Origin of the sequence: Corynebacterium ulcerans, from assembly GCF_000767685.1 — a bacterium.
GTDB lineage: Bacteria > Actinomycetota > Actinomycetes > Mycobacteriales > Mycobacteriaceae > Corynebacterium > Corynebacterium ulcerans.
In genome coordinates, this window is record NZ_CP009622.1 from 998,351 (window position 1) to 1,022,595 (window position 24,245).

A 24,245-nucleotide genomic window follows, 5' to 3' on the forward strand; every position below is an offset into this window, starting at 1 on the left:
ATGAGCATGAGGAGCAGCGTTCTGACAACCTCAATGAGCCATTAATGGAAGCGATGAACTAGAATTTCGAGTCATGACCGCTGCAATGTATGACCTGATGGACTTTGATGAGGTCCTGGAGAAATTCGACCCTGTCATGGGCCTTGAAGTTCACGTGGAGTTGGCCACTGAAACTAAGATGTTTTCTGCTCCCTCGGCGCATTTTGGTGCCGAGCCTAACGCGAACGTTGACCCAGTTTCCCTAGGGTTGCCAGGTGCGTTGCCTGTGGTTAACGCCAAAGGCGTTGAGTGGGCTATCAAGATCGGTCTTGCACTGAACTGCCAAATTGCAGAGTCCTCCCGGTTTGCTCGTAAGAACTACTTTTATCCGGATCAGCCAAAGAACTACCAGATTTCACAATACGACGAGCCTATCGCTTACGACGGCTACCTTGATGTTGTACTGGATGATGGCACCCCGTGGCGCGTGGAGATCGAGCGCGCGCACATGGAAGAAGACACCGGAAAACTGACTCACCTCGGTGGTGCCGACGGACGTATTCACGGAGCTACGGCTTCGCTTGTCGACTGCAACCGTGCAGGTATCCCACTCATCGAGATCGTTACCAAACCAATTGAAGGCGCTGGAGAGCGAGCTCCGGAAGTTGCGCGTGCTTACGTGGGGGCGCTTCGGGACCTTGTGAAAGCCTTGGGTGTTTCTGATGCTCGTATGGATCAGGGATCGATGCGATGCGACGCTAACGTGTCGCTGCGTCCTGTTGGAACCGTCGAATTTGGTACGCGCACGGAGACCAAGAACATCAACTCCTTGAAGTCCGTTGAGCAGGCAGTGCGTTTTGAGATGCAGCGTCAGGCTCAGGTTTTGGAAGATGGTGGGACGATCGATCAGGAGACGCGCCACTATCAAGAAACCGACGGGACCACATCCAAGGGGCGTCCTAAAGAAACCGCTGAAGACTACCGCTACTTCAATGACCCAGACCTCCCACCGGTTATTGCACCGCGTGAATGGGTGGAGGAAATCCGCTCGACGCTTCCTGAACTTCCTTGGGTGCGTCGTGCGCGTATCCAGCAGGAGTGGAATCTCAAAGATGAGGAGATGCGTGACCTTGTTAACGCAGGTGCGCTTGATCTGATCGTTGAAACTGTCGAGGCAGGGGCCACCCCAGCAGAGGCGCGTTCCTGGTGGGTTGCTTACTTGTCGCAGAAAGCAAACGAGCAAGGAACAGACCTTGACGCTTTGCCAATTAGCGCAGCTCAGGTTGCTCGGGTAGCCGCTTTGGTTAAAGAAGGAAAGCTGACCAATAAGCTGGCACGCCAGGCCGTCGACGGCGTTCTTGCCGGTGAAGGCGACGTCGATCAGGTCGTTGCTTCTCGTGGCTTGGAGGTTGTGCGTGACGACGGTGCGATTGAAAAGGCCGTCGAAGAAGCACTAGCCGCTAATCCCGGTATCGTAGAAAAGTACCGAGCTGGAAACACAAAGGTCACAGGGGCAATCGTCGGAGCAGTGATGAAGGCTACCCGAGGTAAAGCTGACCCAGCTCAAGTAAATAAGCTCATTGCGGAGAAGCTTGCCTAATTGAGCTAAAAGAGCAATGCGTCCGCGCTGCTAAAAACGCAATGAGGCGTGCCACGATGCGCTAGTAAAAATCCACTAGCTATCGTGGCACGCCTCATTGTGCTTGGTCACTGCATTAAAATTCAAAGGTGTTGTATTTGTCCTCGACAACGAGCGGTGAGTGAGCGCACACTGGTAGGTATGACATATTCAAGAGAAACAGAACCTGTATACGTTCCTGCCGCGGATCGCTACAAGGATATGGAATATCGGATTGTCGGGCAGTCAGGTCTGAGGCTTCCTGCTATCAGTCTCGGGTTTTGGCATAACTTTGGAGATGACAAACCGTTAGCAACACAGCGCGCAATTGTTCATCGTGCGTTTGATCGGGGAATCACTCACTTTGATCTGGCCAACAATTACGGCCCACCTGCAGGATCTGCGGAAAAGAATTTTGGTCGGATTTTTTCAGAGGATCTCAAGGCGTATCGCGATGAGATAGTGATCTCAAGCAAAGCCGGTTGGAATATGGGGGCAGGCCCTTATAGTTTCGGTGGCTCGCGGAAGTATCTGATGGATTCTCTAGATGCTTCTTTATCTCGGCTCGGCCTAGATCACGTGGATATTTTCTATCACCATCGCCCGGACCCAGACACCCCGTTGGAGGAAACGGTATACGCGCTGCGCGATATTGTGGCCTCGGGTAAGGCCCGCTATGTGGGGATCTCATCGTATGGTGCAGAGCTCACTAGTGAGGCTGCGACGATGATGGCAGAAGAGGGCTGCCCGTTGCTTATTCATCAGCCGAGTTATTCCATTTTGAATCGCTGGGTGGAAGAACCCGGTGAAGACGGTGATTCCCTCCTGGAATCTGCTGCTGATTCTGGCCTCGGGGTTATCGCGTTTTCCCCTCTGGCACAAGGGTTGCTGACTGACCGTTACTTGGATGGGATTCCAGAAAACTCGCGTGCTGCGGCTGGGAAGTCTTTGGGAACGGACATGCTTTCTCCTAGCAACCTTGAGATGGTGGCCAAACTCAATGAGATTGCCAAGAGGCGTGGGCAGACCCTTGCGCAGATGGCAATTGCATGGGTGTTGCGAGAGCAAGGAGATTACGGGGTAGAGACCGTTACTAGTGCGTTGATTGGAGCTTCTTCAGTTGAACAGCTAGATCAAAACATTGATGCGCTCAACAATCTGAGCTTTACCACTGAAGAACTCAATGAAATCGATACGATTGCTAACGACGGTGGAATCAACATCTGGGCTGGAGCAACGAAATCGAAGACTCACGGTTCGGACTCTGAGCCTCAGTAAAATACTGTAAAAGGGGAGAGGGCACGCTGCCTTCTCCCCTCACTCAGTTAGTGCATCAGCAAACGGAAGCACATGATGAACATGATGATGCCGATGGCAATGTTGATGTAGCGCCAAACTGTCGGACGAGCAAGTACATGCGCAAATCGGAGTGACGTAAATCCGATGAACGGGAACCATACAAAGCTTGCCGCGAGAGCACCGGAAGCGAAGACCCAGCGCCCAGTTTCTCCATGCTGATTCGCGATGCCTCCGAGCATCACTAAAACGTCGATGTACGCGGCAGGGTTAAGCCACGTAAAAGCAAGCGCTGCCAAGACGGGCTTGACCCAGGGACGGGGGTCGTGTGCCTTGTTCTGCTGTTCCGTGGAACGTCGTGCAGGCTTTCCTATACGCGTTTTAGGGGCAGTAATCAGGCTAGAGCTGCCGTGTTGCTGGGAATGCATTTCGGAGCTTTCGGCGTACTCGGGCTCTGATTCTTCCACAGTGAGGGCGTCGCCACGTCGTTTAAGAGCGTCCCTCCAACAGCTAATACCGAAGTACAAGAGATACGCGGCACCGAGCCACTTCAACGCCACGAGGGCTACCGGCGCGCGTTCCACAAGCGCACCAACGCCTGCTGTGCCACCAAAGATCAGGATGACATCGGAAATGATGCAGACCAGAAGCACGGCCAGGACGCCCTCACGTTTGACGCCCTGTCTAATAATGAGAGCATTTTGCGGGCCGATGGCAACAATAAGGGACAAACCCATCAGGAATCCAGCGATTGCAATACTCATGTCTCAAGAATGCACCGTGCAGTAATGTTAAGTAAAATGAATGATTTTACACTTGGTTTAGAATAGCTTCATGAACCCACTTCACCTGCAAACATTGTCCGCGATCATAGATGAGGGAAGCTTTGAAGACGCAGCCTCCATTTTGGGGGTTTCGCCGTCCGCAGTAAGCCAGAGAATCAAGGCGCTAGAGAAAGAGATTGGCCGGGTGGTCATTCGTAGAACATCACCCCCTACTCCCACCGATGCGGGCACGATCCTGCTCCACACCGCGCGCAGAATGGAACTACTACAGGCTGAGGCAAACGCTCAGCTCCACGAGCGTATCGACCGCGTCCCGCTGACCGTGGCAGTCAACGCGGATTCGTTATCTGAGTGGTTTAAGCCAGTGCTTGCCGACGTTGCACGGTGGGATTCAGCTACCTTGCATGTTCGAGTCGATGACGAGGCTTATTCGCTTGACCTTCTCAAACGTGGAGATGTGCTCGGTGCAGTTACCGGTGAGGCCAAAGCTGCATCAGGTTGTGAGTCAATTGCGCTGGGAGCATTCCACTACGTATCCGTGGCAAACCCATGGCTTTTAGATCGCTACACCCATCAAGATGGGACAGTGGACTGGAATACGATGCCGGTGCTGCGTTTTGGCCCACGGGATGCGTTGCAGGATAGAGATCTTGAACGCAGATTAGGCCAGGTACCGCGTCGGCGTCGAGTGTCTGAAATACCTTCTGCAGAAGCGTTTTTCGAAGCGGCTCGGGTGGGCTTGGGGTGGGCATTGCTGCCGGAATCTCAGGCTGCGCCTTTGCTGGAAAGTGGTGAAGTAGTCATGCTGGATTCCACTGTTTTTGAAGTGCCGCTGTATTGGCAGCGGTGGCGGCTAGAGTCGCCGTCCCTTGACCGACTTACGGAGTCGGTCATCTCGGCTGCATCGCAGGTATTGCGCCCCGTGAGTGGTGCGGCGTAACGGGGTATGCAGAGTTGATAAATCTGATAGAAGTAGCCGACGTATTTGATGCGCTGATGTCTGATCTAAGGATGGCTGCGATGAAAAGAACCTCTGGCCTAGTGAGCTCCTAAGAGTGGGGAATGTGCGCCTGTCCGGGTACGGGATTTTTTAGCCGCTCTGAGTAGGAGAGTGGGGTGGGGAGGGAAACGCCTTCACGGAAAGGCGTGCCATCGAAAGCTTCCCGATGATGCTCTGTGAAGAATTGGGCAAAGTCGGGGCCGTTGGGCACGATCTGATTGGGGTTTATGTCGGCATGGGTGATGTAGTAGTGCTGCTTGATTTCGTGGAAGTCTGTGGTGTCGCCGAACCCGGGGGTCTGAAAGAGATCACGTAGGTATCCCCAGATCATGGGCATTTCCATAATTTTATTGCGATTGCACTTAAAGTGACCGTGGTACACCGCGTCGAATCTGATGAGAGTGGTGTAAAGGTAGACATCTGCGAGTGTGATGTGACGTCCTACGAGATAGCGCTGAGAAGAGAGCCGCTTTTCGATGGTGTCGAGAGCGGAGAAAAGTCGATCGTAGGCTGCATCATAAGCTTTTTGAGTTCCTGCAAATCCACATCTATAGACTCCGTTGTTGATCTCGGTGAACATAAACTTTGTTAGTGCGTCGATGTCTTTGCGCAGCTCTAACGGGTAGAGGTCTGGCGCGCCGGGACGCTCGTATGCGGACCATTGATCGTTAAGGTCGGGCACCATGCTGGGGTAATCGTTGGTGATTACTTTTCCTGAAGCAATCTCGACGATCGCCGGAACGGTGATCCCACGTGGGTAATTGGGGAATCGCTTGAGATAGGCGTCGCGAAGCCTTGGTATGTCGAGGACATGATCAACTTTTCCTGGGTCGAGATCGAACGTCCAAGAGCGCCAATCGTGGGTTGGTCCTGCTAACCCAAGAGAGATGGCATCTTCAAGACCTTTAAGGCGGCGTGTGATTACTGCTCTGTGCGCCCACGGGCAGGCACGGGCAGCGATGAGGCGATAGCGTCCCGGCTCAACGGGCCAGAGCGTTCGACCGTCTTTTTGCGGCGTGGGGTGGTCAACGGTGGAGAGAATGCGATCGTCGATATAAAGGGTGTCGCGTTGGAACTCTCCGTCGTTGTCTTTGGATGTGTAGCTTTCGTAGCCGTCGAAGTCTTCACTGTGTGTGGTGGTGTTCTCTGGTTCCTCTTCTGGGGAATTGGGATGCAAGGGTGCTGGTGACATGTCATCAAGTATAGATTTTTTAATATTAAATTCGTGATAAGGTTTGCCTAAAGCTGTGAGATTTTTTACATGCAATCGTTAGCATGGACTGTTACATTTAAATCATTATGAATATGAGAACCAATAACCTGCCCCGTGCAATAAAACGAGCGTTTATTCGTGCGACGATCCTGTCCCTTGCGATCGTAACGAGCATTGGTCTGTTTTCTGGAAATCTCACAGGTGCTTTTAGTCAGTGGGTATCCAATGCTGGTGCTGCAGATTCGCAGGATGCACCCCTACCTCTCATCGACGCGCAACCACTCCCGGCTCAAGAGGTGCCTCAAGAGGGGATCGCCCCTGAAACTTTCGCGGCAACTGCCGATGCTGCGACGCTGGAATCGCTTCCTATCGACGATGCTCTTGGAGGAAAGCCGGTATACAGCCGGGACCACTTTGGTCAAGCGTGGAGTGATGATGTGGATGTTGAAGGTGGACATAATGGTTGTGACACCAGAAACGACATCTTGCGTCGAGATCTCACCGACATAGTTGTTCGGAATAAGACCAAAGATTGCGTTATAGAAAAAGGAAAACTGGTAGATCCTTATACTGGAAACACCATTAATTTTGTTCGCGGCGGAAAGAAAACACACGGCGTAGACATCGATCATATCGTTCCTCTGGCTAACGCCTGGTACGCCGGCGCATACACATGGGACGAGCAAAAGCGTCGTAACTTTGCCAACGATCCGATCAACTTGGTGGCCACGTCGCTAGAAGCAAACCGCATTAAGAAAGCAAAAACTGCAGATCAATGGATGCCATCAAATAAAGCATTCACATGTGAGTATGCGCAGCGCCAGATCCGAGTAAAGTCCTTGTACTCTCTTACCGTAACAACCCGAGAAAAAGCGGCCTTAGCGGGAGCATTGAAGTCCTGTTCCTAGACTATCCGCCCGGATGCATCTAAAATTTAGCGTCCGGGCGCGCCGAGGACTTCCCCTCTTCTTCAAGTTTTTCGCATATTCTGGGGCGCATGAACGACAATGCCAAGCCCGACCGTGCTAGCGATCTTGACGATGAGATCCCCACATACCAAGCCCCCTCTGCGTCATCGCCACGTGAAGAGTCTCCTCAGTCGCCTCAGGAATCTTCACAGAAAACTGTAGATCCTGTAGACCCCGCCAAGAGTATTTACGAACGTGCGGGACGCGTGGCTCCCCAGTCGATTCAACCCTCAACGCGAAGCGACGCTTCCTCTGAATCTGCGCGTGTGCAGCCTCCGCACGTAGAAAAACCTGCTGAGAAGGAAGAGCGTGTTGACGCTACCTCTCACAAAGAATCCACACCGGAAGCTGTGTCGGATTCTCCTCTCATAGAACCGCCTCGCGATGCGGAAAAGACGGAAAAGGTAGTGACCGATGAGCCGGCTACTGTCTCGCAGAAGCCTTTAGCTTCGGAGAACGATGCCGCAGACGCTAAACCTGCCACGACATCAGAAGTGGTTTCTCAAGCAAAGGTGCAGCATCCACCCACGGAGTCTTTTAGTGCAGAGACTGTGGCAAAGCAGCCTGCGCCTGCGGAAGATAAAACCACTGTGTTCAGTGCTGCGCCGGCCGTTTCGACTGTCCCAGCAGCACCGGCTGCTCCATCTGCTCCGGACGCCCCTGTCGCAGAATCTGCGGTTCCTAGAACTCCGGGAGAGGAGAAGACGGCAACCCTAGGGCGGGATACTCAAACCCTAGGGCGGGACGCTCAGCGCCATAGCCAACCGCTTGCTTCAGATGCTCCCACTTCGATATACCGAGACCCTGCTCCTACTGAGCGTGCGGCTTATAGAGATGAGGATTTCGCACCCGCTGTGCCTCCGGCGCCACCTGCGCCACCTGCGGCGTCGACAAGCACGGTAGTAACGCCGACGCCGGTAACGGCACCTGATACTAGTGCCTTTGCTGAATCCCCAGTCGAGCAAGCACCTGCGGTCGCACCAATACCTACGGTTGCGCCAGCATCTCCGGTTGCGTCAGTGGCACCGCAGCCGGAACCGGTAGACGCACACGCTGTTGCTGTTGCGGCCAAACGCGGAACAATCGATTTTGGTTTGCTTGTGCTGCGCGTAGTCTTTGGTGCTTGGTTGATTTTGGACGCCGTCCAAGTGTTCTTTGCGATGGGGAATTCTGGAGGCATAAACGGCCTGCAGGATCAGTTCTCTTCCTACGCTTATGCCAGCACGTTGGCTGTTGCCGTACCGGCTATGGAATTGGCGGCAGGCGTCTTCCTTGTCTTTGGCTTGCTCACCCCAGTCGCTGCTGCTCTGGCTACTGTTGTGACGTCATTCCTTACTGTGCATCATATTGCGAGCGCGGAGTCGCTGAATCTCATCGACCTTAATGATTCCGTCTGGTTTGCATTCTTCCTCACCACTATCTCGTTAGTGCTGCAATTTACTGGCCCTGGCCTTATTTCCTTTGATGTGAGCCGGAGCTGGGCTAAGCGGCCACTTGCTAGCTCGTGGGTCTTTGCCATCTTGGGAATTGCGGGAGCAGTGGCGTTGTGGTGGTTCGGAGCCGCTGTAAATCCGCTGGTCTAAACCACGGAAAGCACTAAAGACCCTGACCTCCAGATTTTCGGAGGTCAGGGTCTTTGCTTGTACACGTGTTAATCTACGTGACGCACTGCGCCTTTGTCTGCGGAGGTCGCCATTTTGGCGTATGCACGCAGAGCCTTGGATACGGGGCGTTGACGGTTTTGCGGCTTCCACGGTTTTTCTCGTGCGTTCATAGCTTGACGACGCCGCTCGATTTCATCCTCAGCCACATCCAGGTGCAACAGTCTCTGCTGAATGTCGATCGTGATCCGATCACCATTTTCGATCAATCCGATGAGGCCGCCATGAGCTGCTTCCGGAGAGATGTGGCCGATTGATAGGCCTGATGTGCCTCCTGAGAAGCGACCATCGGTAATCAGTGCGCACGCTTTGCCTAGGCCAGCACCTTTAAGGAATGAGGTTGGATGAAGCATCTCTTGCATGCCGGGGCCGCCGGAAGGGCCTTCATAGCGGATCACCACCACGTCGCCAGGTTGGACCTCTTTATTCAGGATGATGGAGACGGCTTCTTCTTGGCTTTCAACCACGCGAGCGGGACCAGAGAACGTCCATACGGATTTATCAACTCCGGCAGATTTTACTACCGCGCCGTCGGGTGCGAGATTACCTCGCAAAATAGCTAAACCTCCGTCAGCAGAATACGCATGGTCAGCATCATGGATACATCCATTGGCGGCGTCTAGATCGAGCGAATCCCAACGGTTTGATTGAGAGAATGGCTCAGTAGTGCGTACGCCTCCAGGAGCCGCATGGAATAGCTCGATGGCTTCTTGTGAAGGGTTATTGCTGCGTACATCCCAGTCGCCAAGCCACTCATCCAACGATGAATAGAGGACAGAGTGGACAGTTTTTTCTAGTAGGCCGTTCCTGTGGAGCTCCCCAAGGATGGCTGGAATTCCTCCGGCTCTGTGGACATCTTCGATGTGGTAGCTGCCATTCGGGGCGACTTTAGATAAACAAGGGATCCGGTGTGAGAGCTCATCAATATCGGCGAGCGAGAAATCGACTTCACCCTCCTGCGCCGCGGCCAGCGTGTGGAGAACCGTATTGGTTGAGCCACCCATCGCCATATCAAGGGCCATGGCATTAAGGAATGCTTCTTTTGTGGCCACGTTACGGGGAAGCACCGACTCGTCTTCTTGGCCGTAGTATCGCTGACACATGTCCACGATCATGGTGCCTGCCTGTTCAAACAGCTGCTTACGTGCAGTATGTGTAGCCAACGTAGTGCCGTTACCTGGCAACGAAAGCCCGAGTGCTTCCGTTAAACAGTTCATTGAGTTAGCGGTAAACATTCCGGAACAGGATCCGCAGGTGGGGCAGGCGGATTCCTCAATAGCTTGTAAAGAGTCATCGTCTACAGCTTCATTAGCTGATGCGGTGATAGCGGTGATGAGGTCGGTTGAGGCATGCGCTATCCCGTCAACAACTACGGCTTTGCCAGCTTCCATAGGGCCGCCAGAGACAAAAATGGCGGGGATGTTTAAGCGCATTGCGGCGTTGAGCATCCCAGGAGTGATTTTGTCGCAGTTGGAAATGCAGACCATGGCATCGGCAGTATGCGCATTGACCATGTATTCCACCGAGTCCGCAATAATCTCCCTACTAGGAAGGGAGTAGAGCATACCTCCGTGCCCCATGGCGATACCATCATCCACCGCGATGGTATTGAATTCCTTGGGAACTCCACCTGCTGCGCGAACTGCATCGGCAACGATATCGCCAACATTTTTAAGATGCACGTGGCCGGGAACAAACTGCGTGTAGGAGTTGACAATCGCTACAATTGGCTTCCCAAACTCGTGCTCTTTAGTTCCAGTGGCCCGCCAAAGCGCGCGAGCGCCCGAGGCGTTTCGACCGACAGTAGTGACGCGTGAACGGAGTGGAAACATGCTGTTCCTAACGTGTGGGCTGATTATATAGATGTGGTGCTGCGTTAGGTGGGGTTGTGGCAGCGTAGAGCAGTAAGCGCTTGTTTCAACTGTGTGCTCTCTTAGCAAGGCACCCTAGGAAAGTAGGTGGCTCGTGCAGACTCATTATGGGTGGATGAGGCGGCGATGATGATTATTCCTACTCTGTAGGATAGCTCATCTCATAAGGCTCTATGACTAGGGCTCGTTGCGATTTTTTGCAGCCTCGCGTCGCTCAAACTCTTCTTTTGTGAGCATCTCTTGGTAGCCGTCACGATGCACGATGACGACCTTATCGTCTGCGGCCTTCTTACCTTGGGACAAGACATCGGGAATGCGTCCTGCAGATGCTTCCTCTAACCGGGGGAGTGAATTGAACGTAATTGCAGGTAGCGGGAAGGTCTTATGCGTGGTCTTGAGCATGGCTCGGGACCCCTTGAACTCGATCCCCTGAATGTCTTTCCAAGCCGCATGAGCGGGAGCCTGGAGAAAGTACTTAGCCGTAATGCCCGAATCATCGACGATGGTCTTCGTTTTGAGTACCCAGATAATAAAGAGTACGGGGAAGGCTAATAACCAGAACAAGTAGAGCGGTGCTGCGCCGATGATAAGGAGAAGCATTGCAGCCATAATGCCAGCCGCCAAGATATGGGTGCGCTCTTGGGAGAAAACAACTTTTGTTTTTGGCGATTGCGCACCGGAGGTTTTAGTGGGATCGGCAGGGGAGCCGGCTGAAGGTTTTTCGCTCATGGGAAAACATCCTAATGGACGAGGAATCAACGGGGTGGTCTGCCGCAGCCCTTAAGGCGTTACTGCACGCGAATTATGTGTACCCGCATCGGTCGTGCCGCCTTCTGCCTGAGGATCTCCTACTGGGGTGGGGCCGGTTGAGTCTGCCGGAAGATCCTGTGGACTTGTGGGGCTTGCTGGTTCTTCTGAAGCGCCTCCGCTTGAGCCCGAGCTACCGTGCGGTGCAGGGGGTGGAGTCTCTGAAGAAGGTTGTTGGCTTGAGGTCTGCGGTACTGAGGTTTCCGTCGTTTCTGGCGTGGTGATGACAGGGGGAGGCGGTGGCGCAACGGAGGTTGTAGGTTGCGGAGTTGGAGGAGCTACGCTGCGGGACTTTTGATAGGCGTCGTCAGGCTCTAGCGTGAAGCCCTTGAGTAAAACTATGAGCGCAAAGCCGATAACAAGCATAGTTGTGGAGACTCGGGTACGGCCCCCGACTGTGAGAATTCGACGCCACGTTGTCGTAGAAGAATCGGATGAGGCGCGTGGTGATTGTACGTCTTTATCGTGGATTCCTTGATCGGTGGAATCTTGTTGTTCATTAGTGGAGATGGCGGCGTCCATGAGGCCAGTTTCCACAACTGCGGGATCTTCTTTTGCATGGTTGCCGCGGTTAGGTGATTGTGCGTCGGGAAGCTCCGTGGTGCGTGAATCTTCTGCGGGGGTGATAGGGGAAGCGCCTGGGAAAACCTTGGTGGTTTCGGTGCTTCCTGTGTCAGTCAGGGGCCGGGATATCTCGTCTGTGGAGCCAGTCGACGCAGCCGTCTTCGGGGTATCCGTGTTGGCGATTATTGCTGGTCGGAAGAGTGAATCGGCGATATCTGAAGGCGAGGATGTCTCAAGGGTGTCTGCCCTGGAACCTGTGAGAGTAGGTGCAGTGCCGTATTCTTGCCAGAATTCATCAATGATGGAGGTGCGAATCGCGCGTTCCACAAGCCACTGAGACCCTGGATTGACCTGGCATACAAAGCGCATATCCACTGTCCAAGGTTGTCCGACTGTGCTGGGTTGATGTACGGCGACAGAAGGGTGCACGCTGAGTTCGCCGAGTACTTCTGGTGCAATATCACTGCGACGTAAAGCCCGTTGGGTAGCGTGCGTTGAACGTTCTATGGCTTCTTCGATTGAATCCGAACCGAGGAGGGGGATAGGCATGGTAACCACTGCGCTCGACCAATAATTTGAGTTATTGATGGATACCCCGGCTTTAGAGTTGGGGATGATGACGGTTTCCTCTGCGAGCGTTCTGATCCTCGTTGCACGCATCGTGATCTGGATGACCGTGCCTTCAATTGTGGTGGCTCCGCCTTCAAATCGAACCCAGTCGCCCACGCCATAGTGCTTCTCGCTCAGGATGAAGAAGCCTGCAAGGAAATCGGCGATGATGGATTGTGCACCTAAGCCGATTGCGGCAGATGCGGCTGTGGCAGGGATGGCGGCACCGGCGAGCGTAAAGCCGATTTGTTGCAAAACAAAAACAAAGATCACAAAGTAGGCGATCATCTGCGCGATGTAGATCATCACGCCGGCGAAAGCAAGATGTGCCTTCGACTCATCCTCATGCTCGTCTATGACCTTCTTTTCCACGATGCGCATGGCTAAACGCCCAAGGCGAGGCACAAGAAAGGCCAGGAAGGCCAAGATCAGGAGGTTAAGGCCCGTGTCGATGAACCAGTCCCACGTTTGGTGCAAGAGGAATTGAGTTCGCATGACTACCGAGGATAGCGATGTTGGTGGGGTTGGTGGGTGTGCTAGTTCTTATGTGCGAATAGAGAAGTGACCCACACCATATGGGGGTAAGCTAAGGAAAAACACCAATATTCCATTGTGTGGCGTGTAGTATCCCATCCTATGAACATTATTCGACTTGTAGTGCTATCCGAGCGGCGCCTGCCGTAACGGCCACCAAGTCGTAACGTAAGCGCCCTCGCCAGCATCACAAGTGCTGATCGGGGGCTTTTTTCGTAGCGGACCACCATCATCCGCTTAATGTTCAACTATTGAATAAGCAGATCGTTTAAACCGGCAACTAATGGTTTTAGCGGTGCTGTGTATTGGCATATGACCTAGTCCAGGCAACCACGCCTTTGGCTAGATCCGAGCAGAACATCCGTAAACAATCAAGGAGCTAGAAGTCGTGGCAGCCTCCACAAAGACCACAAAGACCACATCTTCGGTCCCGCCTTCTCCCGCTGCGATGGCTAAGCGGTCCCAGTCACAAAGGCCTGAGCGCATGACAGGCGCAGAGGCGATCGTACGATCGCTTGAGGCACTGGGTACAGACATTGTCTTCGGCCTACCCGGTGGAGCGGTCCTCCCTCTTTATGATGCGTTGTATTCCGCCCAAAAACTAAGGCATGTTCTAGTCCGACATGAGCAAGGGGCCGGGCATGCTGCAACGGGATATGCGCAGGCAACTGGCAGGGTTGGGGTTTGTATCGCTACCTCTGGCCCAGGGGCGACTAACTTGGTCACACCTATTGCTGATGCAAACTTGGATTCAGTGCCTCTAGTCGCTATTACCGGCCAAGTAGGGCGTTCCCTGCTGGGCACAGACGCTTTCCAAGAAGCGGACATCCGCGGTATTACCATGCCTGTGACTAAACACAACGTGATGGTCACGGATGTGAATAAGATTCCGCAGGCGCTAGCGGAAGCTTTCTATCTTGCGCAGACCGGTCGTCCAGGTCCAGTGCTTGTCGACGTCCCCAAGGACATCCAGCAAGCAGAGGTGGACTTCATATGGCCTCCAAAGATCGATCTTCCCGGGTATAAGCCTGTTAGTGTGCCCCACAATCGGCCAATTGAGCAGGCAGTAAAACTGATATCTTCTGCGCGGCGACCTGTCCTCTACATCGGTGGCGGAGTTATTAAGGCTAATGCCGCAGAGGCTTTGCGAGCCTTTGCCGAATATGCCCAGATTCCAGTGGTTACAACCCTTATGGCCCTGGGTTCTTTCCCTAGCTCGCATGACTTGCACATGGGGATGCCCGGAATGCATGGCACTGTTCCGGCGGTGGGAGCAATGCAGATGAGTGATCTTCTGATTGCCATCGGCGCTCGATTTGATGATCGTGTCACTGGAGCTTTGAATTCGTTTGCACCGGACGCTCAAGTGATTCATGCGGATATTGATCCTGCTGAAATCGGGAAAATTCGTTCTGTTGATGTTCCGATAGTGGGCGATGCTAAAGAAGTTCTGGAAGCGCTTCTTAATACGTATAAGGCTTCTCAAGCTGCTCTACCTCGCAGTGCTCGCTGGTTGAAATATTTGGCAGGTTTGAAAGAACATTTCCCTCGTGGTTGGGAAAAGAGCGAGAACGGCTTGATCGAGCCTCAGCGGGTTATCAGGGAATTATCCAAGGAAGTCGGACCCGATGCTATCTATGCGGCAGGCGTAGGTCAGCACCAAATGTGGTCTGCGCAATTCCTGGACTTTGAAAAACCCCGTACCTGGCTTAATTCCGGTGGTTTGGGAACGATGGGTTATGCCATACCTGCTGCCCTTGGAGCCAAAGCAGGGGCTCCCGATACTGAAGTATGGGCTATCGACGGTGATGGGTGTTTCCAGATGACTAATCAAGAACTTGCTACGGCTGCTGTGGAGGGCATGCCGATCAAGGTTGCTTTGATTAACAATGGAAACTTGGGAATGGTGCGCCAGTGGCAGACTCTGTTCTACGACGGAAACTACTCCAACACTAAATTGCGTGAAAAAGATAACTACATGCCTGATTTTGTTGGGCTTGCAGAAGCACTTGGTTGTGCTGCTTTCCGCGTTACTCGCGCAGAGGACATCGTTCCGACAATCCGTAAGGCGCGAGCAATTAATGACCGTCCGGTGGTGATCGATTTTATCGTGGGCGAGGATGCCCAAGTGTGGCCCATGGTTGCGGCTGGCCACTCAAATTCGGATATTCAGTACGCCAAGGGACTTCGTCCCTTCTTTGACGGAGAAGAATCTGCTGCGGAGTCTCCCGATGAGATTGATGATTTGATCGAAGAGGCAACTTTATTGTCCTTGGAAAAGCAGGCGAAAAGAAACCTTGCCCCGCGGGAACAAATCTAGGAGATGGTGATGACTAATAAGGATATTTCTCGCCATATCTTGAGCGTTTTGGTTCAAGACACTGACGGCATTACGTCTCGCGTTGTGGCGATGTTTACTCGCCGTAGTTTCAGCATCGTGTCATTTGTCTCGGGAAAGACCGAAGAGCCCGGTGTTAACCGCTTTACCATTGTTGTAGACGCAGACGAGGTGAATATTGAGCAGATCACCAAGCAGCTCAATAAGTTAATTCCAGTCCTTAAAGTGGTACGGCTAGAAAAAGAAACCACTATTGCTAGAGCCTTGATGCTGGTTAAAGTAGCTGCAGATGCGTCGAATCGTCCGCAGGTAGTTGACGCCGCAAATATCTTCCGCGCTCGAATCGTGGATGTTGCACCTGACTCGGTTGTCATTGAAGCGACAGGCAACAAAGGAAAACTCAACGCCCTTTTGGACGTGCTTGAACCCTTTGGGGTGCTGGAATTGATTTCATCTGGGCAGATTGCCCTGCATCGCGGATCAAAAACAATGGCACCGGGTAACCGGTAGCTCTTGGAAAGAAAAGTATTTCAGAACCCGGTATGTGCTTCAGATTTCTCTAGCTTTGGAAAACATTTCTTCATTTCCACGTCGTACTATTCGCTACGTGGGTTGATAGCATAGTTGTAACGGAAAGGTATACATCATTATGGCAATTGAACTTCTCTACGATGCAGACGCAGACCTCTCTTTGATTCAGGGGCGCAAAGTAGCCGTTATTGGTTACGGATCACAAGGGCATGCTCATGCTCAATGTCTCCGGGATTCCGGGGTTGAGGTTGTTATTGGTTTGCGCGAGGGCTCCAAGTCTGCAGAAAAAGCAGAGGAAGCTGGCTTTGAAGTAAAAAACAATGCCGACGCTGCGCAGTGGGCGGATGTCATCATGATTCTGGCTCCGGACACGTCTCAAGCAGAAATCTTTAAGACTGATATTGAACCCAATCTTCAGCCAGGTAATGCGCTGTTCTTTGGACATGGTTTGAACATTCATTTCAATCTGATTGAGCCAAGCAGTGACATAACAGTGGGTATGGTCGCCCCAAAGGGACCTGGTCACTTGGTTCGTCGTCAGTTCGTCGACGGCAAAGGCGTTCCGTGCCTGATCGCTGTGGATCAAGATCCACGAGGTGAGGGCCGCGACCTTGCGCTATCCTATGCGGCCGCCATCGGTGGAGCGCGTGCTGGGGTTATCCAGACTACTTTCCGTGAAGAGACTGAAACAGACTTGTTTGGAGAGCAGGCTGTTCTGTGTGGTGGGCTCGAACACCTCATGATGAAGGGCTTCGAGGTTCTTACGGAGGCTGGATATGCTCCGGAGATGGCTTATTTTGAGGTTCTTCACGAGATGAAGTTGATTGTTGACCTCATCTGGGAAGGCGGCATCGAGAACATGAATTATTCGATTTCGGAGACCGCAGAACTGGGCGGATACATGGCAGGGCCACGAATCATTACGCCTGAAGTCAAGGAGAACATGAAAGCAGTTCTCGCAGATATCCAATCTGGAAAGTTTGTTCGCGATATGGTCGCAGACGTAGAGGCTGGTCAGCCAAAGCTGAAGGCATATCGCGAGGAAATTGCAGCGCATCCGATTGAGGAGACCGGTACTAAACTGCGTGATCTCATGAGTTGGGTTAAAAACCCACTCGATGCGACGGCCTAATACATAAAAAGGGAGCACCGCGACTAGGTAATGAAGTCGAGGTGCTCCCTTTTTTATTGTGCTATCTGTGTTCCCTCATTAGAGACGAAGGACATTTTTGATGAGGTGCCACACGCCACCACCGATAAGCGTAAGAATGCCGGCAATGCCTCCGATCCACGCGAAGACTTTGCCCAGTATGCTTCCTCCATCAGTGTCTTTAACTACGACGGTAAGGGGCAGTTCTTTTTCCATATATTCTTTTGTGCTTGGGTCTTTCATCTGAAAACTTGTGACGAAGGTGCCAGGCTGATTGGCTGCAGTATAGGAGTATTCGTACGTTATCTGAGCACCTGCGGTGCCAAAAATGCTAGTACCATGCGTTATAGATTCGATTGTTTGTAAATCTTTTTGCTCAAATGTTCTGTTATGGAGTTTGTCCAGGGATTCTACAGCGGTCCCTTCTGGTTTTCTAAAGAAAATGGTTTTCTTTCCAGTGCTTGGGTCGAAAGAACCGATAGGTGAGAGGTGCTCCATAAAATCGGTAAAGGCAATATTGTTTCTTGGGATTTTTAACTCGAGTTTGACGTTAATGGTGTCGCCTGGATTCACTGTGACCGTTTTGCCGTCTCCTGTTTGGGGTCCATCTTGTGGTGTGTCGACAGTGATGCTGCGGGTGAGAGTGACGTCACCGATCCTCTGGGTGCTTGCACTGATGGTCGTGGTTGTACTTTCCTGCTGCTGTGCCTGGGCTACAGGAGAAGCCGTTGTGAACAGTGCGACAGCAAGAATTGGGGTTAAGAGGCGTTTTATACGCAGCATGTAATTTTCCTTAAATGTAATTGAGAACATGTCAACAATTAAGGTATAGCACAGGTTGAATTTAATAAAATGACAGAAGTGTGATTTTTATTTCAGAAAGATCCCCTGAGGTGATGTTCGATATTTTCAATAATTCCATTTAATGGAAATTTGGTGTAGGGTCAAGCGCATGTATAGGGGACAAGGATCAGAGGAAAAGACTGGCTCTCGTAATGGCGGGCAGCATGAGCACACGCACACGCACGAGCATGGACATGGTCACGAGCACTCTCATGGACATGTTCCGTCGAGTATGAGAGCACTTCTGACTGTTGTTGCCGTTACGAGTGTGTTTTTCCTGGTAGAGCTGCTGGGTGGCCTCTGGGCTGGTTCTTTAGCTTTGCTTTCTGACGCAATGCATATGCTTTCTGACTCCACAGGTTTGATCGTTGCTCTTGCTGCCATGCTCGTAGCTCGGCGCCCTGCTTCTGTAAAAGCCACCTTTGGTAATAAAAGGGTTGAGGTTATAGCTGCGTTTTTTAATGCTGTGGCAGTTTCCGTGATCTCCGTATGGATCGTGGTGGAGGCTATTCAGCGGTTGGGGCAGAAAACCGAGATTGATGCGCCTCTTACGCTAGCGATCGGAGTGGTCGGTTTGTTGGCCAATATCGTGGGAGCGATCCTTCTGCATGGGCATAAAGATGAGAGCATCAACGTCAAGGGTGCCTACCTGCATATTGTGCTAGATATGGTGGGTTCCATTGCTGTGATTGTGTCGGCAGCCATTATCTATCTCACGTCGTGGCTGTGGGTGGATACGGTGGCCTCGCTCGCGATCGCGGCGCTCATTTTGCCAAGGTCGTTGGCTTTGGCATGGAGTGCACTCGGGGTGCTGTTGGAGCGAACTCCTGCTGGCTATGATCTTGATTCCATTGCAGAAGGGCTGCTGGGCATTCGCGGGGTCGTGGAGGTTCATGACCTTCATGTGTGGACCATAGATGGACATGAAGCGATGGGGACGTGTCACCTTGTTGTCGATGAGCATATTGATGCAGGTTGTGCTCCTCTTGACGCAGCACAGGACTATCTTAAGAGCGTGGGAGTCGCACACGCTACGATTCAGATTGAGGAACAGGGGCACGATGCTCACGAGGATTATTGTCGCCGTTTCTGATTGATATAAACCACGCATCAAGGGCTCGGGTAGAGGCTTAACGTGACGATGTGTAGGAAGCGTTGCGCATCATATGTTTCGGACTCTGCACCTACGGGCTGTGATGGCTAGAATCATGCCCATGGGTTTTTCTACGCCAAGCTATGATCTTGCAGACTTGTTTAACCGCATTGATCGTGGTGACCTGCAACTACCGGATTTTCAACGTTCGTATTGCTGGGACGTGGATCGGATTCGTTCGTTACTCGTTACCGTATTGCGAGGCTATCCGGTCGGCGCGTTGATGGCGTTAGATACTCGAAACGAGCCCATGCGATTTAGGCCGCGGCCCCTTCAGGGAGCGCCGGAGCATCATGTATCACCGGGACTTTTGCTTCTCGACGGGCAACAGCGCCTTACCTCCCTGTATCAGTGCTTGCGTGGCGAGGGACTCGTGGAGTCAGTCGATTTCCGCAGCAAGAATGTTCGTCGTCGTTTTTATGTGGATGTAGAAAAAGCTGTTTCCTCGGAGGTTATGCCGGACGAGGCCGTAATTTCTGTGGATGAGTCGGGCGTCGTTCGTTCCCATTTTGCAGAGACTCCAGAAGGCGGCATCACTTCACGCGAGGCGGCGCTGGCTCATGGCTGTATCCCCGTGTCAGCTTTGTTGTCGGATGAGGCTACGGACATGCTCTTTGACATGGCTGCTGGGGCAGATGCCCAGGCGCGTGATAATGTTCGCCGCTTTAACAATAAGGTGGTCAAGCCTCTTGCTGGCTATTCGATTCCGATGGTGCGTCTCGACAGGGCAACCGCTCAGGGTGGCATAGGTTCTATCTTTGCTCAGGCAAATTCTTCTGGCATGCAGATGGATGTGTTTGAGCTTCTTACCTCATTGTTTGCTGCGCAGGATCCAGATTTTGACCTGCTAAGAGATTGGGAGAAAACCGACGAGGTACTCAGGAAGTACCCGGCTTTGGATGGAATAGGAAAGACGGAGTTTCTCACAGCTGTGGCGCTGTATGTCTCTGCACGCAACGGTAAGGCGAGTGCACAGAGGGAATCGATCCTGAAATTGAGCGTGGCGGACTATGCTCCGGCAGCCAAAAAGATGCGTGCGGCGTTCCATGAGTCAGCTCATTACATGAGCGAGCGGTGCATTTTGTCCACCTCACAGGTGCCTTACACCCCACAGTTGATTCCCCTTGCCGTGATTATTGCGCTGCTGGCGGAGGAACCTGGCCTGCTGTCCAAGCAGGAAGCGTGGAACCGCCTAAACAGGTGGTTCTGGTGTGGGGTCTTCGGGGAGCTGTACGGTTCGCCAGCGCTTACTGTCCGCATGGGAACTGATGTGGATGAGGTCACCTCTTGGATCCGGGCGGCCGAGGCTGGCAAGGATAATGAGGTAGAGACTCCAAAATCTATCCGTAATGCCCGGTTTGTGGAATCGCGGTTGCTCAGTGCCGGTCCCGAGTCTGGCCTTTATAAAGGAATCTATGCCTTATTGATGGGTCGAGGCGCGCGGGATTGGCGTACAGGGCAGGCCTTTGATCGGCATAATGCGGCGACCTTGGGAGTGCACTTCCGTCCGGTTTTCCCGGAGGTATGGTGCGATGACAATGACGTGGATCGAGTGCTGGCTGACAGCGTGTTAAATTACACGCCGATGGGCCGTCGCACGTACGTGATGATAGAAGGATCTTCTCCTGCTCGTTACCTGGCGAGGATACAATCCAAGTCCTTGATGGACGATCAGGAGTTTGATGAGGTACTAGCCACGCACATGATGGACCCACATCTTGTGTTGAGCGCGAATGCCAATGAGTTTTTCCGAGACCGGCGCCAACGCTTGATCGCTATGATCGAAGAGGCTATCGGTGGCTCTGCGGTGATGGACGTCGATGAGGAGAACTTGGGTGGCGGCGAAGAAGGTCCTGATGCCTTCCGCCCGCAGTAAAAAGTGTCTTATCGTCAGGACATGGGGATACGGCGCGCAAGGCTATGGATTCGGGGTTTATGTTGACGCCGTATGAGAATCCGTTGCGTGGTTTTTCACAGAAAGGCCTGGCCGCGCGCGGCTTTCTTGTCCTTGTTGTGGCCATGCTTCTTGTCTCGTGTTCAACGTCGGCACGGCGGGCAGAACAAAGCAAGAATGCGCTCGTCAATTCGGTGCTGGAAGAAGCTCGGGTGCGCAATCTCAACCGTCACGTGGCATCGAGTTTTATACCCGAACCACAGGTGATCGGCACCCCTTATGATTCGGGCGCAGCAGCATCGCAGTTGCTTTTCGACGCCTCCGATACGGTTGTCGTCTCCGATTCCGCGATGGCATCTCAACTGCGCGCGTCCTCAATTGCGGTGGTCGCCCATGCGCCAATGCTGACCATGACCGATCAATCGCGGGCGGAAGTCATCGCGGAGATTGGCCGGTTGGGTGCCAGGTACGTGCTGGCCGTAGGCGATGTGCCGTTGAGCTCTGTGGATGGGAGCCGTCGGGTAATCAAAGACGATGGTTCTTTTGAGGCATTGGGCCGACTGACCTCGCTAAAGTTTACGCCGAGGAAAATTTCGGAGGGGGAGGCGCTTGAAAAGGTAGCAACACTCAATCCTGCGGATATTGCCCTTTTGACGCTAGAAGACTCTCCGCAACCTCCGTCAGGTCCGAGTCAAGAGAAGATTATGGCGTTTCCTCTGCAATCAAAAAGGGATGCGGAGGCGGCGCCCATCGTGATTGCGAGTCCGGAATCTGGGATTGCTGCCGTAGCTACTGCCAGGTCCTATGGTGCCACGATCAGGGTGATGCCCGTCGCTGATCCTAGGTATAGCGAAGAGACGATGTCGATGGTTGCAGGCCTTTCCGATGAAGCACTCATTGCCCTAGGCTCTCAGTTTGGTACGGCGGAAAACTTGGCCAAGGTCATTCGTTTTGGGGAGAAGACGCGAGTGTGGCCTCACAGCGGACATGGGCTTGTTTTCTCTCATCAGCCAATCATTGCGACGTGGGCTGTGGACAAACGCGCAGATAATACAAGCGATACTCAAGCCTTCCATCTTTCAGAAACACATGGTTCCTTTGACGGCCAGGACATTCGTTCTGCCAAGGAATGGGCTCAGGGGCTAGAAGAACAAGGCAAACGCGGGTTTTTGGTTATTGATCCAGCGGTTACTGGTGGCGTCGCAAAGCTTGCTGCGCTCAAGGACATACTTATGTTCCCTTCAATGGGCGTGGCCGTGAGTGCAGAGCGCCATGATGGTTCGGTTACGGATGCTGCCGCTTGGCTCGATCGATTTGTGCGCGAGCATGGGCTGCCGCAAAAGGCATTGGTGGTGTTGAGCCAATCACCAACATCGCTTCCGGAGCTGCATTATCCAACACTTGCTCCGGTGGCTGGGACCTGGTTGCGCTGTGCCTCGGGCGAACGCGTGAGGGAGATCGGGCAGAGCTTTGATCGCCTTCCTCAAGGGTGGCTTGGAGGGGTGCTCAAGGATCCTGAATGTGGGGAGGAATCTGCACTTCCTGAGATGGCAGAGCTTCTACATTCCCCCCGACTTGGGCTAATAATTTCGCGCTAGGCGAGCGTCATATCGGAAAACTGTCGACCAGTAGGTTCTGGTAGGACTCCTCATCTACACTGTGGAGGTCGCACGCCAGCGAACCGGCGTGGGCCCGGGTATTGTGGCGCGGTCGTGTCAGAGTATCCGGACATTACGGATCGAGGAGAATACCGTGAGCCAGAATGGCCGACCTGTCGTTCTAATTGCAGATAAACTTGCGCAGTCCACCGTCGATGCTCTGGGTGACTCGGTTGAAGTCCGGTGGGTCGATGGGCCCAAGAGGGAAGAACTCCTTGCAGCGGTTACCGATGCAGATGCCCTGCTAGTGCGCTCTGCAACCACTGTGGATAAAGAAGTATTTGATGCGGCGTCGAAACTCAAGATCGTCGGCCGTGCGGGTGTTGGACTAGACAACGTAGACATTGCTGCCGCTACTGAACGCGGAGTCATGGTTGTTAATGCCCCCACCTCAAACATTCACTCTGCGTGCGAGCACGCAATTTCCCTCCTACTCTCTACCGCTCGGCAGATACCTGCTGCGGATGCGTCGCTTCGCGGACAAGAGTGGAAGCGTTCCTCGTTTACGGGCGTGGAAATTTACGGGAAAACCATAGGAATTGTTGGATTCGGCCACATCGGTCAGCTTTTTGCTCACCGGCTCGCAGCCTTTGAAACCACGGTTATCGCCTATGACCCTTATGCAAACCCCGCCCGCGCTGCTCAGCTCGGCGTGGAATTGGTTGACCTGGAAGAGCTGATGGGACGTTCAGACTTTGTCACCATCCACCTCCCCAAGACCGCAGAAACCCAAGGGATGTTTGACGCGGAGCTGCTGGCTAAAGCCAAGCCGGGGCAAATCATCATTAATGCGGCGCGCGGCGGCCTGGTCAACGAGCAGGCGCTTGCCGACGCCATCACCTCCGGACACATCCGTGGCGCAGGATTCGATGTGTTTGCTACCGAGCCATGTACCGACTCGCCATTATTTGCGCTGCCGCAGGTTGTGGTCACTCCGCATCTGGGTGCCTCAACTGTGGAGGCTCAAGATCGCGCAGGAACAGACGTGGCTGAATCCGTGCTTAAAGCACTGGCTGGCGAGTTTGTCCCGGACGCAGTGAACGTGTCCGGTGGCCGAGTCGGCGAGGAAGTCGCGCTATGGCTAGACCTGGCTAGGAAGCTGGGGCTGGTTGCCGGCAAACTGCTAGATAAAGCTGCGGTTGCCTTGGAAGTTGAGGCTCGCGGTGAGCTTTCCACGGAAGACATTGACGCCCTGGGGCTCTCCGCCCTACGCGGTTTGTTCTCCGCAGTGATAGAAGAGCCTGTCACGTTTGTGAACGCCCCGAGAATCGCTGAAGAGCGAGGAGTGAAACTCGATGTCACCACGGCGAGCGAATCCCTTACGCATCGCTCTGTTCTTGAGGTCCGAGCTATTGGGGCAGACGGTGAAGCCGTATCCGTGATCGGTGCTCTCACGGGTCTTGAGCATGTGGAGAAGATCGTGCGAATCAACAAGCGCGGTCTGGACCTGCGCGCGCATGGCTTCAACGTCTTCTTCCAATACACCGACACACCTGGCGCTTTGGGTAAGGTCGGAACGGCCTTCGGTGCAGCGGGCTTTAATATCGACGCTGCTGCATTGTCTCAAAACTCTGAAGGAACGGGTGCAACGCTTGTGCTGCGCATAGACAAGCCTGCCTCCGAGTCGCTGGTGGACGCAATTGCGCAGTCAATTGAGGCAGAATCCTTTGCCGTAGATTTTGACGCCTAATCGCATTCTGCGATCCCCGCTTATTGCCTGAAACCGCCTTTGTGTAGCGCAATAAGCGGGGATATCTCTTTTACATGGATGCG

At 53.2% G+C, this 24,245-nt stretch carries 18 protein-coding genes; 12 read left to right on the forward strand and 6 right to left on the reverse strand.

Annotated features, from left to right (window positions below; all coding sequences use genetic code 11):
* Positions 1–73: 73 nt before the first annotated feature.
* Together gatB and mgrA are read left to right on the forward strand one after the other, a co-directional pair.
* Positions 74–1,579: an Asp-tRNA(Asn)/Glu-tRNA(Gln) amidotransferase subunit GatB gene (gatB, locus tag CULFRC11_RS04630; protein WP_023635544.1), complete on the forward strand. Its 1,506-nt coding sequence runs from the start codon at positions 74–76 to the stop codon at positions 1,577–1,579.
* Positions 1,580–1,759: 180 nt separating this feature from the next.
* Positions 1,760–2,875, forward strand: a complete 1,116-nt coding sequence (gene mgrA, locus CULFRC11_RS04635; RefSeq protein ID WP_014836257.1) for an L-glyceraldehyde 3-phosphate reductase — start codon at positions 1,760–1,762, stop codon at positions 2,873–2,875.
* A 47-nt stretch (positions 2,876–2,922) separates the two neighbouring features.
* Here the strand turns inward: mgrA and CULFRC11_RS04640 are convergent, their stop codons facing one another.
* Positions 2,923–3,657 (reverse strand): LysE/ArgO family amino acid transporter, encoded by a 735-nt coding sequence (locus CULFRC11_RS04640; RefSeq protein WP_038620483.1) that lies wholly within the window; start codon positions 3,655–3,657, stop codon positions 2,923–2,925.
* Between the two features lie 70 nt (positions 3,658–3,727).
* Between CULFRC11_RS04640 and CULFRC11_RS04645 the strand changes: the two genes are divergently transcribed.
* Positions 3,728–4,618: a LysR family transcriptional regulator ArgP gene (locus tag CULFRC11_RS04645; RefSeq protein WP_023635546.1), complete on the forward strand. Its 891-nt coding sequence runs from the start codon at positions 3,728–3,730 to the stop codon at positions 4,616–4,618.
* Between the two features lie 109 nt (positions 4,619–4,727).
* Here the strand turns inward: CULFRC11_RS04645 and CULFRC11_RS04650 are convergent, their stop codons facing one another.
* Positions 4,728–5,870: a glutathione S-transferase family protein gene (locus CULFRC11_RS04650; RefSeq protein ID WP_023635547.1), complete on the reverse strand. Its 1,143-nt coding sequence runs from the start codon at positions 5,868–5,870 to the stop codon at positions 4,728–4,730.
* Positions 5,871–5,977: 107 nt separating this feature from the next.
* On the opposite strand from CULFRC11_RS04650, the gene CULFRC11_RS04655 reads away from it, so the two are divergent.
* The gene (locus tag CULFRC11_RS04655; protein ID WP_023635548.1) at positions 5,978–6,799 is read left to right on the forward strand and encodes an HNH endonuclease family protein; all 822 of its coding nucleotides are present in this window, start codon (positions 5,978–5,980) and stop codon (positions 6,797–6,799) included.
* 89 nt (positions 6,800–6,888) lie between these two features.
* Positions 6,889–8,442, forward strand: coding sequence for a DoxX family protein (locus tag CULFRC11_RS04660; protein ID WP_023635549.1), 1,554 nt, complete (start codon positions 6,889–6,891; stop codon positions 8,440–8,442).
* Between the two features lie 68 nt (positions 8,443–8,510).
* On the opposite strand, the gene ilvD is transcribed toward CULFRC11_RS04660, so the two are convergent.
* From ilvD to CULFRC11_RS04675, 3 genes are all read right to left on the reverse strand, one after another.
* On the reverse strand, positions 8,511–10,352 hold the full coding sequence (gene ilvD, locus CULFRC11_RS04665; RefSeq protein WP_023635550.1) for a dihydroxy-acid dehydratase: 1,842 nt from the start codon (positions 10,350–10,352) through the stop codon (positions 8,511–8,513).
* A 216-nt stretch (positions 10,353–10,568) separates the two neighbouring features.
* Positions 10,569–11,120 carry a PH domain-containing protein gene (locus tag CULFRC11_RS04670; protein WP_038620487.1) on the reverse strand — a complete coding sequence of 184 codons (552 nt, stop codon included), beginning with the start codon at positions 11,118–11,120 and terminating at the stop codon, positions 10,569–10,571.
* Between the two features lie 51 nt (positions 11,121–11,171).
* Positions 11,172–12,866: a mechanosensitive ion channel family protein gene (locus tag CULFRC11_RS04675; RefSeq protein WP_023635552.1), complete on the reverse strand. Its 1,695-nt coding sequence runs from the start codon at positions 12,864–12,866 to the stop codon at positions 11,172–11,174.
* Between the two features lie 427 nt (positions 12,867–13,293).
* On the opposite strand from CULFRC11_RS04675, the gene CULFRC11_RS04680 reads away from it, so the two are divergent.
* From CULFRC11_RS04680 to ilvC, 3 genes are all read left to right on the forward strand, one after another.
* Positions 13,294–15,225, forward strand: coding sequence for an acetolactate synthase large subunit (locus tag CULFRC11_RS04680; protein ID WP_013911320.1), 1,932 nt, complete (start codon positions 13,294–13,296; stop codon positions 15,223–15,225).
* Between the two features lie 9 nt (positions 15,226–15,234).
* The gene (ilvN, locus tag CULFRC11_RS04685; RefSeq protein WP_013911321.1) at positions 15,235–15,753 is read left to right on the forward strand and encodes an acetolactate synthase small subunit; all 519 of its coding nucleotides are present in this window, start codon (positions 15,235–15,237) and stop codon (positions 15,751–15,753) included.
* A 139-nt stretch (positions 15,754–15,892) separates the two neighbouring features.
* Positions 15,893–16,906: a ketol-acid reductoisomerase gene (gene ilvC, locus CULFRC11_RS04690; protein WP_014525652.1), complete on the forward strand. Its 1,014-nt coding sequence runs from the start codon at positions 15,893–15,895 to the stop codon at positions 16,904–16,906.
* Positions 16,907–16,984: 78 nt separating this feature from the next.
* On the opposite strand, the gene CULFRC11_RS04695 is transcribed toward ilvC, so the two are convergent.
* Positions 16,985–17,737, reverse strand: coding sequence for a hypothetical protein (locus CULFRC11_RS04695; protein WP_230478264.1), 753 nt, complete (start codon positions 17,735–17,737; stop codon positions 16,985–16,987).
* Between the two features lie 139 nt (positions 17,738–17,876).
* Between CULFRC11_RS04695 and CULFRC11_RS04700 the strand changes: the two genes are divergently transcribed.
* The 4 genes from CULFRC11_RS04700 (at position 17,877) to serA (ending at position 24,162) form a co-directional block, all read left to right on the forward strand.
* A complete protein-coding gene (locus CULFRC11_RS04700) occupies positions 17,877–18,860 on the forward strand; it encodes a cation diffusion facilitator family transporter (protein ID WP_023635554.1) in 984 nt (327 codons plus the stop codon).
* A 121-nt stretch (positions 18,861–18,981) separates the two neighbouring features.
* A complete protein-coding gene (locus CULFRC11_RS04705; protein WP_031270217.1) occupies positions 18,982–20,796 on the forward strand; it encodes a GmrSD restriction endonuclease domain-containing protein in 1,815 nt (604 codons plus the stop codon).
* Between the two features lie 59 nt (positions 20,797–20,855).
* Positions 20,856–22,412 carry a hypothetical protein gene (locus CULFRC11_RS04710; RefSeq protein WP_230478265.1) on the forward strand — a complete coding sequence of 519 codons (1,557 nt, stop codon included), beginning with the start codon at positions 20,856–20,858 and terminating at the stop codon, positions 22,410–22,412.
* 154 nt (positions 22,413–22,566) lie between these two features.
* On the forward strand, positions 22,567–24,162 hold the full coding sequence (serA, locus tag CULFRC11_RS04715) for a phosphoglycerate dehydrogenase (protein ID WP_038620490.1): 1,596 nt from the start codon (positions 22,567–22,569) through the stop codon (positions 24,160–24,162).
* Positions 24,163–24,245: the final 83 nt, after the last annotated feature.